Source organism: Ferruginibacter sp. HRS2-29, from assembly GCF_024343615.1.
Classification (GTDB): Bacteria; Bacteroidota; Bacteroidia; order Chitinophagales; family Chitinophagaceae; genus Ferruginibacter.
Genome location: NZ_RJUB01000010.1, coordinates 85,894 through 101,132, shown reverse-complemented (window position 1 = coordinate 101,132; position 15,239 = coordinate 85,894). Strand labels below are relative to the sequence as shown.

The 15,239-nt window shown below is 42.8% G+C and carries 18 protein-coding genes; 7 read left to right on the top strand and 11 right to left on the bottom strand.

Annotation, left to right across the window (positions count from 1 at the left end):
* Nucleotides 1-122: 122 nt before the first annotated feature.
* Entirely contained in the window at nt 123-341 is a 219-nt protein-coding gene (locus EGI32_RS05605; protein ID WP_255154395.1) for a helix-turn-helix transcriptional regulator, read from the top strand.
* A gap of 8 nt (nt 342-349) precedes the next feature.
* On the opposite strand, the gene EGI32_RS05600 is transcribed toward EGI32_RS05605, so the two are convergent.
* A complete protein-coding gene (locus EGI32_RS05600) occupies nt 350-1,093 on the bottom strand; it encodes a hypothetical protein (protein ID WP_255154394.1) in 744 nt (247 codons plus the stop codon).
* A gap of 102 nt (nt 1,094-1,195) precedes the next feature.
* Between EGI32_RS05600 and EGI32_RS05595 the strand changes: the two genes are divergently transcribed.
* The 6 genes from EGI32_RS05595 to EGI32_RS05570 all read left to right on the top strand — a co-directional run bounded on the left by EGI32_RS05595 (nt 1,196) and on the right by EGI32_RS05570 (nt 5,972).
* Nucleotides 1,196-1,639: a very short patch repair endonuclease gene (locus EGI32_RS05595; protein WP_255154393.1), complete on the top strand. Its 444-nt coding sequence runs from the start codon at nt 1,196-1,198 to the stop codon at nt 1,637-1,639.
* Nucleotides 1,640-1,677: 38 nt separating this feature from the next.
* Nucleotides 1,678-2,022 (top strand): RodZ family helix-turn-helix domain-containing protein, encoded by a 345-nt coding sequence (locus EGI32_RS05590; protein WP_255154392.1) that lies wholly within the window; start codon nt 1,678-1,680, stop codon nt 2,020-2,022.
* Nucleotides 2,012-3,310 carry a DNA (cytosine-5-)-methyltransferase gene (gene dcm / locus EGI32_RS05585; RefSeq protein ID WP_255154391.1) on the top strand — a complete coding sequence of 433 codons (1,299 nt, stop codon included), beginning with the start codon at nt 2,012-2,014 and terminating at the stop codon, nt 3,308-3,310. Before EGI32_RS05590 ends, dcm begins: the two co-directional genes overlap by 11 nt.
* The gene (locus EGI32_RS05580) at nt 3,282-4,667 is read left to right on the top strand and encodes a Sau3AI family type II restriction endonuclease (RefSeq protein ID WP_255154390.1); all 1,386 of its coding nucleotides are present in this window, start codon (nt 3,282-3,284) and stop codon (nt 4,665-4,667) included. The genes dcm and EGI32_RS05580 overlap by 29 nt, the downstream gene beginning before the upstream one ends.
* A 268-nt stretch (nt 4,668-4,935) precedes the next feature.
* Complete coding sequence (locus EGI32_RS05575; protein WP_255154389.1) at nt 4,936-5,184, top strand: hypothetical protein; 249 nt, start codon at nt 4,936-4,938, stop codon at nt 5,182-5,184.
* 182 nt (nt 5,185-5,366) lie between these two features.
* Complete coding sequence (locus EGI32_RS05570) at nt 5,367-5,972, top strand: superoxide dismutase (RefSeq protein ID WP_255154388.1); 606 nt, start codon at nt 5,367-5,369, stop codon at nt 5,970-5,972.
* 161 nt (nt 5,973-6,133) lie between these two features.
* Here EGI32_RS05570 and EGI32_RS05565 read toward each other — a convergent pair whose 3' ends face one another.
* From EGI32_RS05565 to EGI32_RS05520, 10 genes are all read right to left on the bottom strand, one after another.
* Complete coding sequence (locus tag EGI32_RS05565; protein ID WP_255154387.1) at nt 6,134-6,628, bottom strand: methionine-R-sulfoxide reductase; 495 nt, start codon at nt 6,626-6,628, stop codon at nt 6,134-6,136.
* A gap of 186 nt (nt 6,629-6,814) precedes the next feature.
* A complete protein-coding gene (locus EGI32_RS05560) occupies nt 6,815-7,684 on the bottom strand; it encodes a hypothetical protein (RefSeq protein ID WP_255154386.1) in 870 nt (289 codons plus the stop codon).
* A 275-nt stretch (nt 7,685-7,959) separates the two neighbouring features.
* A complete protein-coding gene (gene yidD / locus EGI32_RS05555; protein ID WP_255154385.1) occupies nt 7,960-8,196 on the bottom strand; it encodes a membrane protein insertion efficiency factor YidD in 237 nt (78 codons plus the stop codon).
* The gene (rnpA, locus tag EGI32_RS05550) at nt 8,168-8,578 is read right to left on the bottom strand and encodes a ribonuclease P protein component (RefSeq protein WP_255154384.1); all 411 of its coding nucleotides are present in this window, start codon (nt 8,576-8,578) and stop codon (nt 8,168-8,170) included. The genes yidD and rnpA overlap by 29 nt, the downstream gene beginning before the upstream one ends.
* Nucleotides 8,579-8,705: 127 nt before the next feature.
* Nucleotides 8,706-8,873, bottom strand: a complete 168-nt coding sequence (gene rpmH, locus EGI32_RS05545) for a 50S ribosomal protein L34 (RefSeq protein WP_255154383.1) — start codon at nt 8,871-8,873, stop codon at nt 8,706-8,708.
* A gap of 213 nt (nt 8,874-9,086) precedes the next feature.
* Nucleotides 9,087-9,908 carry a glutamate racemase gene (murI, locus tag EGI32_RS05540; protein WP_255154382.1) on the bottom strand — a complete coding sequence of 274 codons (822 nt, stop codon included), beginning with the start codon at nt 9,906-9,908 and terminating at the stop codon, nt 9,087-9,089.
* Nucleotides 9,909-10,229: 321 nt separating this feature from the next.
* On the bottom strand, nt 10,230-10,763 hold the full coding sequence (locus EGI32_RS05535; RefSeq protein ID WP_255154381.1) for an OmpH family outer membrane protein: 534 nt from the start codon (nt 10,761-10,763) through the stop codon (nt 10,230-10,232).
* A gap of 109 nt (nt 10,764-10,872) precedes the next feature.
* A complete protein-coding gene (locus tag EGI32_RS05530) occupies nt 10,873-11,385 on the bottom strand; it encodes an OmpH family outer membrane protein (RefSeq protein ID WP_255154380.1) in 513 nt (170 codons plus the stop codon).
* Between the two features lie 130 nt (nt 11,386-11,515).
* Nucleotides 11,516-14,242 (bottom strand): outer membrane protein assembly factor, encoded by a 2,727-nt coding sequence (locus tag EGI32_RS05525; protein WP_255154379.1) that lies wholly within the window; start codon nt 14,240-14,242, stop codon nt 11,516-11,518.
* A gap of 123 nt (nt 14,243-14,365) precedes the next feature.
* Nucleotides 14,366-15,112, bottom strand: coding sequence for an isoprenyl transferase (locus tag EGI32_RS05520; RefSeq protein WP_255154378.1), 747 nt, complete (start codon nt 15,110-15,112; stop codon nt 14,366-14,368).
* Between the last annotated feature and the right edge of the window lie 127 nt (nt 15,113-15,239).

The following is a 15,239-nucleotide window of genomic DNA, read 5'->3' as shown; positions in this document are numbered from 1 at the left end:
AGTGGAGGGAGGAAAGCATGGCTGGTGATTTAAAGTTTGTGTTATTCAAATGTAAAACTATTTTCCGGAATGTCAACATATATATTGACTTATTTTATAGAGAAAAAACTGACTTTACAGGTGTGGACAAACAACAACTTCAAATAAAGATTGGAAAACGCATTATAGAACTTCGCGAAAGTATAGGTTGGTCGCAGGCTGATTTGGCTAGGGCTTGTATGAAGGATAGGCAGGCGATTGAAAGATTGGAAAGTGGGAAGGGAAATCCGACGTTGTATACGCTTTATGAATTAGCGAATGCGATGGAGATGAAATTGTCCGCTTTCACGGATGATTTTTAAAATACCTATCAACTTGACGGCACTAGATTTCTACTAGCTTTTCCAAATTCAACTCCCCAATTGAAAGTTCTTGCGGCGAAATAAGCTATGGGCATGGCACCACCCAGCATTGTTGTTTTAGTTTCATCCTTCAATATCGTCCTACTAAACCATCTGTCTCCTCGATTCGCCTCCTCACATAAGACCAGGCCAGCGAATGTGAGTGCCAAAATCCTAGCTGACAATTCTCTTTTATTAACTCCTGTTCCTACAGTTAAAATCTGATATGATGAATTATTTGTCGAAGGTAAAAAATTATCGACAACTTTAATCATTTCATCAAGCAAGTCTTGTAACATTGGCGGAGTATACCCTACGTGCAAGTTGTCTCCAGCTAAGGTAGAAACATCTGGAATATTTCCTAATGCATTAAATGACATTAGTTCAAACAATGGATTCAAATCAAAATTCCTTGGTTTCGCCCAAGAAATCAATGAATCTACAATATCCTGATGCATAGGTACATCAGTAGTCCCGCCTCCTACTGAATTACTTAGTGATAAATGCAAATCATGCATATGATTTTTGTGAGTACTACATAATCCCGTTTTAAGATTTATCCGAACTACGTTCGTACATCCTTGAAAACGACAAACGCGGGTTGGTGCCAGCACATTCATTTTATTTAAATTCTTATGATATCGGCCGGCAGTAATATTATCCGTAATTAAAATCCTCCAATTACCGTCTGTTATTGATGCATTAGATATCATAAAGTGCTTTTAACTCCAAATTTAGAACATTTATATAATCATACTATAAGATATAAGATATTGCTAACAACATCGCCCCATTCATTAAAGTAATTTTACCATATGGCTGACATCTTCACAAAAGAAAAACGTAGCGAAGTGATGGGCAAAATCAGGGCTAAACATACCAAGCCCGAAATGATTGTCAGAAAATATCTTTTCTCGCAAGGTTTTCGTTATCGCCTGCATCAAAAAAATCTCCCAGGGAGCCCTGACATAGTTTTGAAAAGATACAATACTGCAGTGATCATAAATGGCTGCTTCTGGCATGGACATGATGCATGCGATACCTTCAAAATGCCTAAGACACGAGTGGAATTCTGGAATGCAAAAATCAATAGAAATAGAGAAAGGGATTCAAATGATTTTTTACGACTAAAAAAACTCGGATGGAAAGTCATTACGGTTTGGGAATGTGAATTGAAGAAAAATGAAAAAGATAAAACCCTTGAAAATCTTAAAGAAAACATTATTCACATTGATGTGAAAAAAAACATGGAATTCTGAGGTTTTTCTTTTGTTGGAAAACAAATATCAATATACATTTGGACAAATTCCGTCCAACAATTTTGCGTAAACATATTTCTACTCTTGGTGAACAATTTCGTAAGATGAGGGAAGATGCAAATCTTTCTTTGAAAGAAGTTGCGTCCCAAACAAAAATAGATTTCTCTTTATTAGCAAAAATAGAGCGTAATCAAAGGCAAGCAACAAAAGAACAAGTGAGGCAAATAGCTTTCTTCTATAACATTGATGAAAAAAATTTGCTGAAAGAATTATTAAGTGATCAACTTGCATATAAGATGATTGAAGAAAAAGCTGATGTGGATGTGTTTAAAGTGGCAGAAGAAAAAATTGAATATTTAAAAGCGAATAAAAATGGCAAATAAGATAAAAGTCGTGGAACTCTTTGCAGGTGTGGGTGGGTTCAGGGTAGGCCTTGAAGGTTATGAGGGGAAGTCGGCCTCTTCGGGATACAAACAGCCTTTCAAGTCTGAATATGAAATCGTGTGGAGCAATCAATGGGAACCTTCCACAAAATCACAGCATGCTTCTCTTGTGTACGAGAATAGGTTTGGAAAGAAAGGTCATTCTAATCAAGATATTTCAACCGTTGATGTAGAGACCATCCCCGAACATGACATGTTAGTAGGTGGATTTCCATGTCAAGATTATTCAGTAGCTACATCATTGAAGAACTCTAAAGGACTTTTGGGAAAAAAAGGAGTGTTATGGTGGTCGATTCACAAAATAATTAGTGAACAAAGAAAAAAACCGAAGTACCTTTTTTTGGAGAATGTCGATAGGCTGCTTATATCCCCTTCTAAGCAACGTGGAAGAGATTTCGCCGTAATATTGAAAAGCCTGTTCGACCTTGGGTATGCAGTGGAATGGCGTGTTATCAATGCGGCAGATTACGGTATGCCCCAAAGGAGGCGAAGAATTTTCATTATTGCTTACTTGGAAAATACCCATATTTATAAATCAATGGTCAAATCCATTCCTTCTAAATGGATATTGAATGATAGCATAATCGCTGAATCTTTCCCAGCAGGACCCCATATTTCAAATATTTCAAGAGAATTCGAATTGGAAGGGGACATCGTTAAAATTTCTTCGGACTTTAATAAAGATGGCCGCACAGGATTATTCGAGAATGCAGGGATGATGATTAAAGGAAAAGTATATACTTTGAAAACTATTCCCCAATATGAAGGGAATTTCACAGTATTAAAAGATGTACTTCAAAACGGAGAAGTCACTCCTGAATTCTATATCGATAAAGAGGATCTTGATAAATGGTATTACCTGAAAGGTGCAAAAAAGGAGATACGTAAAAATGCTGATGGTTTCGAATATCATTACAGTGAAGGAGGAATGATTTTCCCTGACCCGAAAGACAAGCCATCACGTACAATCATTACAGGTGAAGGAGGGCCATCAGCTTCCAGGTTCAAACATGTTATTGAAACAAAAAACAAATTTAGAAGGCTGTCCCCTATTGAATTAGAACGACTGAATATGTTTCCAGACGACCATACAAAATTAGAAGGAGTTACAGATGTGAAAAGAGCATTTTTTATGGGAAATGCCCTAGTTGTGGGAATAATAGAACAGATTGGGAAAACCCTGATAAAACGCATAGAAAATGGAAAGAAAGTACGACCCCGAAAATAAAGTTTCGGTAATAGCTCATGCGAGAAAATTAATCAACAGAACATTGAGAGAATCAGGTCTTGATAATATTCATATGCATGGCCATAAAGGAAAAGGAAGTTTTGGGCAGGTGCTAGAAGAATTTTATTTCGAATACAAACCAAACTCCAACTCAGAGCCCGATTTTAAAGAAATCGGATTAGAGTTGAAAGCATCTCCCTTGAAAAAAGTAAAAGGGAGACATTATAATTCTAAGGAAAGATTAGTCCTTAATATCATCAACTATTCAGATATACCAAATGAAAAATTTGAAACCAGTTCATTTTGGAAAAAGAATGCGAATCTACTTCTCGTTTTTTATTTATATGAATTAGACCAGGATATTCTAGATTATAAAATAAGATTGGTAAGTGAATGGGAGTTCACGAATGAGGATTTGAAAATCATTCGTCAGGACTGGGAAAAAATTAAGGAGAAAATACTGTCCGGAAAAGCGCATGAACTATCAGAAGGAGATACTCTTTATCTTGGAGCTTGTACCAAAGGGGGCAAAGGAGGAAATCCTCGTCCACAACCATTTTCACAAATACATGCTAAGCAAAGGGCTTTCTCCTTAAAACAAGGATATGTCAATCATATCATTGCCAGCATTTCGCGAGAACAAAAAGGAGTTTATGGCAAGTTAATCAAATCCTCATCCGAATTGACGAAAAAAACTTTAGAAGAAATAGTCGTTGGCAAATTTGAATCATATTATGGATTCTCGATTCCAAAGATTTCTGAAATGCTGGGAATTAATTTGAATCCAAAAGCTAAAAGTTTTTATTCCAGTCTTACAAAAGCTATTCTAGGTGTCAGTTTAGATAAAGAAATCGAAGAATTTAAAAAAGCAGATATTAAAATACGAGCCGTAAGACTACAGAAAAACAATCTTCCGAAAGAAGATATATCTTTTCCCGCTTTCGAATATGTCAAGTTGGTTCGGGAAGAATGGGAAACGTCTGAATTGAAGGATTTCCTTGAACATAAATTCCTATTTGTTTTTTTTCAATTTGTAGAAAATGATTTGATTTTGAAAAAAGCAAAATTTTGGAATATGCCTCATCAAGATATTTTAGATGTCGAGAAAGTATGGAAAAAAACCAAAGATATAGTTAGTAAAGGGGAAATTGTAAGAGATATTAAGAAAGGAAGAAGGTCTACAAACTTTCCCGACAAATCCTATAGCAAGATTTCTCACGTCCGCCCCCATGCTTCTAATGCAGCCGACACTTATCCATTACCAGTGAAAGACAATTTTACGGGGGTATTATCTTACACAAAACACGCTTTCTGGTTCAATAGTAGTTATGTGAGAGATGAGATTTATTTAAAATGATTTTAAAAATGTATTAGTACCCCCACTTCCGCAATCCGAAATTCCCCCTCCCAGCCCCTCCTAATCCAAAATTTAGGCGTTAATTTTGCAGTAGCATCATCAACAATATTTTACACTTCAAAAAATAGCCAATTATGGCATTTACAGTACCTGCGCTTCCATACGCATATGATGCATTGAAAGTTACTTACCAGGTTTATTTTGATACTTAAATCTTAGCTGCCCTTTCTAAAATCTTCAATTATATTTGATCACATATTCTCCATCTATGACTTTAAAACAAATTGAAAGGGCTGGAATAGACGCAGTAAAGATGCTTAGGCGAACTAAGCTTAGTGGCGGGTTGCCTTTTATGATCAATTCAGATCTGTTGCCTCCCGAACAGTGCTATTTGGAATATCCTGATGGATCTATAAAGACTGTAGTTATTTCTAAATATGATAATGATTTTAAAGTTATAGAAGAATTGAGTGCGGAAAGAATCGCGTACATAAGAAACAAATACGAGCTTTTTTAAGTCCTCTGGAAGGCACCATCTTTATATCGCGACGGTTCTATTGACTCAGACGCTGATTTAAACAATAATCCCACTTCCGCAATCCGAAATTCCCCCTCCCACCCCCTCCTAATCCAAAATTTAGGCGTTAATTTTGCAGTAGCATCATCAACAATATTTTACACTTCAAAAAATAACCAATTATGGCATTTACAGTACCTGCGCTTCCATACGCATATGATGCATTGGAACCGCATATCGACAAAGAAACCATGACCATCCACCACGATAAGCACCACCAGGCTTACGTAGATAACCTCAATAAAGCCATTGCAGGCACCGAGCACGAGAATAAGACCATTGAAGAGCTGGTAAAGCACGCGGGCAGCATCAGCCCGGCCGTACGCAACAACGGCGGCGGACATTGGAACCATAGCTTCTTCTGGGAAATAATGGCCCCCAACGCTGGCGGCACCCCTACCGGCGCACTGGCCGATGCCATCACCGCGGCTTTTGGCTCTTTTGATGCCTTTAAAGAAAAATTCAACGCTGCCGGCACTACCCGCTTTGGTAGCGGCTGGGCATGGCTCATTGTAAAAGACGGCAAGCTGGAAGTAACTTCTACCCCCAACCAGGACAACCCACTCATGGACGTAGCCGAAGTAAAAGGCACGCCTATCCTCGGCGCCGATGTGTGGGAACATGCCTACTACCTCAAATACCAGAACAAGCGCCCGGCCTACCTGGAAGCTTTCTGGAACGTGGTAAACTGGACGAAAGTGGCAGAGAAGTTTGAAGCCGCGAAGTAATTTTTTTTGATTACACGAATTTTCGCCTGCGGCGAAGCTAATTACACGGATTACACGAATTAGCGAGTAACATAAAGCCCCGACTTATAAAGTCGGGGCTTCTTTTTATACAATTATTCTTCGCTAATTCGTGTAATTCGCAAAATTCGTGTAATCAAAAACTAGTTCTTATCCGGCACAAACAACATTGACGTTGAATTTACACAATGCCTCGTATTCTTCTTCGTAAACCCTTCTCCCAAAAACACGTGCCCCAGGTGCGCCCCGCAATTGGCACATTCTATTTCGGTACGTTCGCCATCGGGATCGGGGATGCGTTTTACAGCTCCGGCTATTTCATCGTCAAAAGCAGGCCAGCCGCAGTGTGCGTCAAATTTGCTGTCGGATCTGTAAAGCGGCGCATTGCAGCGTTTGCAGATGTAAGTTCCTTTTTGGGTATTGCTGAGCAGGTCGCCGGTGCCGGGGTATTCGGTGCCTTTGCGTACTATTACGGCAGATTCTTCAGGCGTGAGCTTGTTCCATTTGGAAGGATCGGTGATCACATTGCGGCTTACTCCGCTGCTATCGTAGGCCGCCGTCACGGTGGGTGATTTTTTTTGTCCGCAGGCTGCAAGTACTACCAGCATGCAGCAGAGGAAACAGTTGGTTATTTTCATGTTCACAATTTACAGCAACGTACGAAAAGAAGGGGGATAAGAGTTGTTAAAGAAGAGGGAATAAAAAACGCTGATTATAAAAAAGATTGTTTGATTTCGCAGATGGCTGCTTCGCAACCTTTCGCTTTAGCGAAAGAAATCTGCGCAATCTTTTCATCTTTTTTATAATCAGCGTTTTTTTACTGATCACTTTTGTTTTATTGCTTTTACCCCATTCCACACATATACTTCCTTCGCATTCATTTTTTTCACTTTGGCTTTTTTAGTTTCCGTGGCTTCTTCCAGCGTTTCTTCCTCTTCTATGAGTTTGATGATCTTATTGGGCTGTCCGCCCTTTTCGTGGGGGAATAAGAGGGTTTCGGAATGATAAAACACGTCGGCATCGCCTACAGAATATTTGCCCGGCAGGGGGAGGAGTTTTTGGCCCGTCCAGCCGTAGTAAAAGTAGTTGGTAGGGATGCCACAGGCTTCGCCGCCGGCAGATATACGCACCACATTCTGCAGGTTGTCCAGTTTGGTATTGCCCAGCAACAACATTTGTATATAGGAGGCAAATTCGCCGCCATCTACTTTCCATTCTTTTACATCGGCCAGTGTATCGCTGCTGATGGCTTTAAGCTGAACCACATAAGTATAGAATGAATACTCCGCATCGCTTCTTTTAGCATCTTTCTCCAGGCGCTCGATGCCAAATACAAAATTGACATTGTTGTACACAGCATTTTTTAAGGCCACAGATCCCAGCCAGAGGTAGCCGCTTTTTTGCTGCCCGTTTTGCTGGTAAGACACTTTCACCCAGGGAGCATAAATGCTTTTCACTTCGGCAAATTCTGTTGTCTGCTCATGGATGATGATGGAAGCGCCGGCATACAACGAATCGATGAGTTGCCCTTTGAGCGAGGGCTCGGCACGTATCATTGCTTTTTTGGCAAAGATGGTATAGGCGCTGTCTTTTTGCACATACCAGGCGTTGTATTCCTTGTTGTCTTTTGTTTGCGCCGAAGCGGTTATCGCGAAAGCGAAGAAAAAAACGAGAAGGAATGAAAACTTATTCATGGGTAAAAATTTATATTATTTATGAAATTGCTTTTGATTACCGTGGTTTGCAGCCGATCGAAATGCCGTAACACACACATCGTTCCTACGGAACGGGAAACCATTTTTTGCACCCGTTGGGTGCTACCTACACATCGTTCCTAAGGAACGAGCAATACAACTCTATTCGTGGATCGTTCCTCCCTACACATCGTTCCTACGGAACGAGCAATGCCCGATTACCGTTGTGCCATTGTGTCGCTATGCTTGTCCGCCGCACGGCTGGGGGGGCAGGTTTAAGGAACCGGATCAAACCCGTGTCCGCCCCAGGGGTGACACCGGCCTATTCTTTTTACCGTAAGATAAAACCCTTTAAACGGCCCGTATTTTTTAAACGCTTCGAGCCCGTAATGCGAGCAGGTAGGCGTAAAGCGGCACTTCGATGGACCAAGTATCGGCGAAATGATCCACTGGTAAAGCTTTATCAGGATAATGAAGGGCAGGCTAGCTATCCACTTGATTTTTTGTCGCATCTGTTATTTTTATCAGCCTGTTGAGTATGGTGGTAAATTTTTCAAAAACCAATTCGTATTCCGGTAGTTCCCTGCCGGTGTAGAGCACAAACACGGAAAGGTTTTGTTGGGCAGCCTGCAATGATTGCTCCAGCTCATGCTTTTGCAACCGGTATGCTTCCCGCATGAGCCGCTTGATGCGGTTGCGATCGACGGCCCGCTTGAAGTTGCGGCTGCTCACGCCTACCCCTGCCTGCAAAGCCGCCTTTTCGTTGGCCGGCAGCCAGATCACTTTGAAGGGGAACACCGAAAAGCTTTTTCCCCGGGAGAAAACAGCATCGATCTGCTTGCGGCTCTTGAGCTTGTTTTCTTTACGTAAAAAATATCGTTGTTTATCTTCCAAAAATTATAACGTTTGTCGGCGATCTTTATAAGGTGGTCGACCTTAAATAAAATTACCCCAAATAAAAAAGCCCTCCAAAAATAAGAGGGCTTGTATGCATTTGATTTACCGAACGGTAAACGATGTACTATTTCTTTGAACCATGCTCATCAGAAACGGTCAGACGGTGACGTCCTTTTGCCCTGCGGCTCGCCAATACCTTACGGCCATTAGCTGTTTCCATACGCTGACGGAAGCCATGTACTGATTTCCTGCGACGTTTATGAGGTTGGTAGGTTCTTTTTTTTCCCGGCATCTTATTAAATTTTTCCTTTTACAAATATTGTTAATTGGTATTTCAGCAGCAGGGCACCATCCCCGCTTCTTGTGAAAGGACGGCAAAGGTAAGGGTTTAATTAATAATTAATAATGAATAATTAATAATTTTTTAGAGGGGTAACCTTCTGACAATCGCACAACCTTCATCCTGAATGAATTATTAATTATTCATTATTAATTATTAATTCGACTAAAGTTGTATCAAATTGGAGCTAACCGCCCTACCAAAGAAATTAGCGGTATGATTATCAAAGTCTTGCGTAGAGCCGGTGGTGTAAAATTCCAACTGGCCGTCTTTGCCGCATTGCTGCTCTATTTCGGGATGGCGCTGCAGGTATACTTCCAGGCTTTGGGCGATGATGCCGCCCTGGGCGATGATGGAAACGGCCTCGGGGGTAAACTGCCGGATCTTTTCCATCAGCATGGGGTAATGTGTGCAGGCCAGCAGTAAAGTATCTATCTGCGGGTCTTTTTGCAAAATGGCATCCAGGTGCGTTTGGATAGCTTCATCGGTGCCGGGTTGGTCGTAAGCATTATTTTCTACTATGGGCACCCACTCCGGGCAGGCTTCCTGCGAAACAGCTATATCGGGGAAAAATTTTTCTATCTCCAGCAGGTACGATTGCGAGCTTACCGTGCCCTGTGTGCCCAATACGCCTACGTGGCGGCTTTTGCTGTAATAGCCGATCACTTCGGCCGTGGGCCGGATGACACCCAGCACCCTTTTATCGGGAGCCAGCTGCGGAAGATCTTTTTGCTGTATGCTGCGCAATGCTTTGGCTGAGGCTGTATTGCAGGCCAGTATCACCAGGCTGCAGCCTTGCGAGAAGAACCATTTTACGGCTTCGAGGGTATAGTCGTACACGGTTTCGAAGCTGCGCGGGCCATAAGGCGCACGGGCATTGTCGCCCATGTAGAGATAGTTGTATTGCGGCAGCCGCTCCACAATTTCCTTGAGGATGGTGAGGCCGCCGTAGCCGCTGTCGAAAACGCCGATGGGTTTGTTTAGCATACGTACTAAGGTCGACGACCTTATTAATTTTATTTAAAGGTAAATATATTTCAAAGGTCGTTGACCTTAATAAGTTGCGGGTGGCGGGTTATTTGATCGTATGCGAAGAATAAGTATGAGACAGGCTTTCTCTGCGAAACCTCTGCGCTTCTCCCATTCTCTGCGGTGAAGAATCCTTCCCTCACCGCAGAGTGCCAGAGATGGCAGAGGCTTCCGCAGAGAAAACTTCGTTAACGATCAAATAACCCGTCACCCGCAACAATCCCCCAAAATAACAAAGCCTCCCGGATTACCGGAAGGCTTCATCAGCATTTTATTTCATTACGGTTTTTTAACCGGTGTTGTTGCTTTAGGAGCGGGAGCTACTATGCCCAGTTTCTTTTTCACCAATGGCAGGATATCGTCGCCCGGAGGGCCTACCAATACTGCATTGTTATCGAGGATGTAGGTGTAACCATTTTCTCTTGCTACGTTTTTGATCGCTTCAAAAGCTTTATCCCTCAAAGGCTGGATCTTCTTTTGCGCTTCAGCCTGGTACATTTCCTGGCCCTGTTGCTGCCAGCCCTGCACTTTCTGGTATAAGGCTACCAGTTCGTTCCTTTTGATCTCTTTCATGCTAGGATTCCATTTTGCAGAATCTTTAGAGAAAGCGCTATCCTTTGCAGAAAAATCAGCTACCATTTCCTGGTACATCTGCCCAAGTGATGCCTGAAATTCTTTTAATTCCGCATCAGCCTTAGTTGCTTCCGGCATAACGCCAATCAGTTCGTCGGTATTGATGTACCCAACCTTTGTTTGTGCAGATGCATTAAAGATACCTAATGCCATCACACCTGCTACGATAAGTTTTTTCATTTTAATGTTTAATTGTTTCTGATTTGGTTGATATTTAATAGTGAGCTTTCGCTTAAGCAAAGATTAATTCTTTCCGGGCAATGCTGCACAATATTTTGTCGATTATCAATTATTTAACACCCAGGTTCCTCAGTATATCATCGCTCTTGTCCAGTTTGGGGTCGGCAAAGATAACGGTAATTCCTTCACTTTTATCTAATATGAAATCATATTGTTTTTCCACAGCCAGCTTCTGTACAGCGTTGTATACCCTGTCCTGTATTGGTTTGATGAGCTCCTGACGTTTTTTGAACAGATCGCCTTCAAAACCAAAACGTTTGCGCTGCAGGTCGCGTAATTCTTTCTCTTTATTGTACAATTCGTCTTCGCGTTTTTTCTTCAGGTTGTCGGGCAACATCACCTGTTCGGCATCGTAATCCTTGAACATTTTATCCAGCGCCGTTTGTTTCTGGTCGATCTCCTGCTGCCACAACTGGCTGAACTGGTCGAGTTTGGTTTGCGCTTCTTTATACTCCGGAACCTTCTCCAGGATATATTTCGAATCGATCACCGCATAACGCTGTGCCTGTGAGGCAAATGCTACCAGTAAGAAGCAGGAAGCAATCAATAGTATCTTTTTCATCTTCGGATTATTTTTTACAAATAAAAGAAAAAATATTTCATTTCAATTACACCAGCTGTCAGCCTGAGCTTGTCGAAGGCGAATTCTCGTTCAAAGGCCTTCGACAAGCTCAGGCTGACAGCTGGTATTATTACTCCGGTTCCTGGCCAAGCATGAAGGTAAACTTCGCGGCGCCTTTGATACCTGAATTCTGGTTGTAACGATCAAACCCGATACCATAGTCGAACCCTAAGAGGCCAAACATCGGCAGGAAGAAACGCATACCCACACCGGCAGAACGACGCAGCTTGAACGGATTGTATTCTTTGAACGAATACCAGCCATTGGCAGCTTCGAAGAACGCAAGACCATAAATGGTGCTGCTTGCATTGGTGCTGAACGGATACCTGAGCTCCATGGTGTATTTGTTGAAGATCGTAAAGTATTGTGTTGGTGAAATACCATCGGGGTTCACTTTAGGATCAGAGCTGCTGTAGATAGGGTAACCGCGGTGTGCGATGATATCGTACCCCAGCAATGCCTGTGTATTACTCAACCCTGCATCACCCAACTGGAAACGCTCGAACGGTGATACTTCCAGCTTGCTGTTGTATTTACCGATGAAGCCGTATTTGGCAGCCGCTTTGAGGATGAACTGTTTGTTCTTATCCGCTCCTCTTGGCTTACCGATCGGCACATACCATTCGCCGCTGAAGCGCCATTTGTGAAACTCAGGGTATTTATATTGGTTGTCGGCCGGCTCTGTAATGCCCAGCAACGAGTAAGGCAACGTAAACTGTGCACTCAACAGGAAGTTGGAACCCTGTGTAGGGAAGATCGGGTTAGGGCCTGCAGAGTTGCGCAGCAAAGTGATCTTGGCACTGATGTTTGTAGAGTTGCCATTGGTGATCCCGTTGAACCCGCTCACCGCGTAATTCCTGAGCTTGTACTGCTGTACGTTCAATGAATAGATGAGGTTGAAATAATCATCCGGCCATTTCAATTGTTTACCCAGGGAAACACCAAACCCAACCGTCTTTACATAAGAAGTATCTCCGCAGGAGCGGCAATACGACCCGTAGTTATCGTACGAATTTGCATACCGGGTATTGAAATAACTTACCGAGAAAGAGTTACGTTTTTTACCACCCAGCCAAGGCTCGGTGAAAGAGAAACTGTAAGAACGGTAGGCTTTACCATTCGACTGTATCCTGGCGCTCAGCTTCTGGCCATCACCGGTTGGTAACGGATCCCAGCTTGATTTTTTACCGATATTTTTCAGCGAGAAGTTGTTGAACGTAACACCCAATGTACCGGTAAGGCCGATACCGCCACCAAAACCTGCAGACAATTCGAGCTGATCGGCAGATTTTTCTTCCACCTGCCAGTTGATGTCTACCGTTCCGTTATCGGAATTCGGGATCACATTCGGGTTTGTTTTTTCCGGGTTCAAAAAGCCCAGCTGCCCGAGTTCGCGTTGTGTACGGATGATATCCTGGCGGCTGAATTTTTCGCCGGGTATGGTACGCATTTCACGAAGGATCACATAATCTTTCGTTTTGTCGTTGCCCGATACGGTGATCTTACCATATACTGCCTGCGGGCCTTCCGTTACCCTGATCTCGTAATCGATGGTATCGTTGTACACAGATGTTTCAATTGGTTCCACCCTGAAGAACAGGTAACCGTCATCCTGGTAGAGGCTTCCGATATCGCCGCCTTCGGCAGACAATTCTTTACCCAGGCGCTTGTTCAATGTTTCCACATTGTACGGGTCGCCTTTGGAAATTCCTAAGATGATGTTGAGGATGGAATCAGAATATTTTGTATTTCCCTTCCAGGTAATATTACCGAAGTAATATTTGTGCCCTTCGGAAACTTTAATATCTACGTTGATGTTTCCTTTGTTGTCGTAAAAAGTAGTATCCTCTACGATCTGCGCATCCCTGAAACCGCGGGAATTGTAATAGGCCAGCACTTTGTCTTTATCTTCGGCGTATTTCTTTTCGTTGAATTTGGCGCTGCTGAAAAGCTTGAACCTGAAGTAAGGCTCTATGTAATCCCTGGTGCGGCTTGGGCGCAGGTAAGCGTTTTCTTTTAAATAATCTTTGAAAGTAAGCGCATGGGCTGTATCGCCGTAAGGGCTTGTTATTTTTTCTGGGAACAGTGTGATGCGGGTCATTTCCTTGGTGCCCTTCATCTGTTTTTTCAGCTTGTTGTCTTCAATGCTTACGTTGTCGGTAAAATTCACCGAATTCACTTTTACTTTTTTCCCCTTGTCGATGGCGAAAGTAAGAATGATGGCATTGTTCAACCCCGGCGAATTTTGCTCGGTAACGTCGATCTTCACATTCCTGTATCCTTTTTCAGAATAGAATTTGCGGATATTTTCCACGGCGCTCAGTTTCATATCTTCCGTTACTACCCTGTCTTTGCTGAGTCCCGATTTTGTGCGGAGGTCTTCTTTCTCCCCTTTTTTGATTCCGGTGAAATCAAAATCGGTCAGTCTTGGCCTTTCGGTGAGGGCTATTTCGATGAAGATGTTGGAGCCTTCCATCTTTGTGATGTAGATCTGCACATTGGATACCAGGTTCTGTTTCCAGAGTTTGGAGATGGCTTTACTGAAAGCATCGGTTCCGGGGATCTGTACCACATCGCCTTTTGCCAGGCCGGTGATGGAAATGATCAGGTTTTGATCGTAGTTCCTGGTACCTGTTACGGTGATGCCGGCGATGGTATATGGTTTGGCTGTTTTTGAATTGTAAATATCCTGTAAAGCAGGGTTTACAGAAACGCCGATGCTATCCTGTGCGGATAGTTGCTGACATATAAACACGAAAAGTAGGGTAATAAGAGCGTTCTGGTAGATCCGTTGCATCAAAAGTATTTTACGAGCGGCAAATTAAGCCCATTAATGAAAACTATTTGTTAAATGACAATCATACAAGCTAAGCGCTCAAATGCTGATTCTCATTGATATATTAGAGATTTTTCAATTACCTCACTGCTGTTTTACCTGTTGTCCTGTCTTTCCAAACCTGCGTTCGCGCTGCTGGAAATCGATGATCGCTTCGTATAGATTTTCCTTCCTGAAATCAGGCCATAGCGTGTTGGTAAAATACAATTCGGAGTAGGCCAGCTGGTACAGTAAAAAGTTGCTGATCCTGAATTCGCCGCTTGTCCTTATCATCAGCTCGGGGTCCGGATAGTCGGCCGTAGCAAGGTATTGGCGCAATGTGTTGTTGGTGATGGCATCGGGTTCGAGCTTGCCTGCCTTCACATCGGCAGCCATTTCTTTAAATGCTTTTTCGATTTCCCAGCGGCTGCTGTAGCTCAGTGCCATGATGAGGTTGAGACCGGTATTTCCGGCCGTTTCTGCCAATGCTTCGTTGAGCTCCTTGCGGGCATTTTCGGGCAGCATTTCCGTATCGCCGATCACATGCAGGCGGATGTTGTTTTTGTTCAAGGTAGGTACTTCCTTGCGGATAGTGTCTACCAGTATTTCCATCAGCCCGCTTACTTCATCTTCGGGCCTTTCCCAGTTTTCGGTGCTGAAGGCATAAAGGGTAAGATAGCCGATGCCCAGTTCGGCGGCAGTTTCTACGATGGTACGCACGCTTTCCACCCCATTGAGGTGACCGAAAAGCCTGTCTTCCCCCTGTTCCTGTGCCCATCGTCCGTTACCATCCATAATGATGGCAATATGCGATGGCAACCGTTGCATATTAATGTTTTGCAGTAAACTCATAGCGTTTGTAAAATGAGCAGTCACGCCGGCGGCGTGACATGGGCGCAAAAGTAGGGAAATTTAACTGAAAACCTTATTTAACGGGCTTTATATAATATTATGGGGGGTTGGTCGGGGAAAAAAGGGG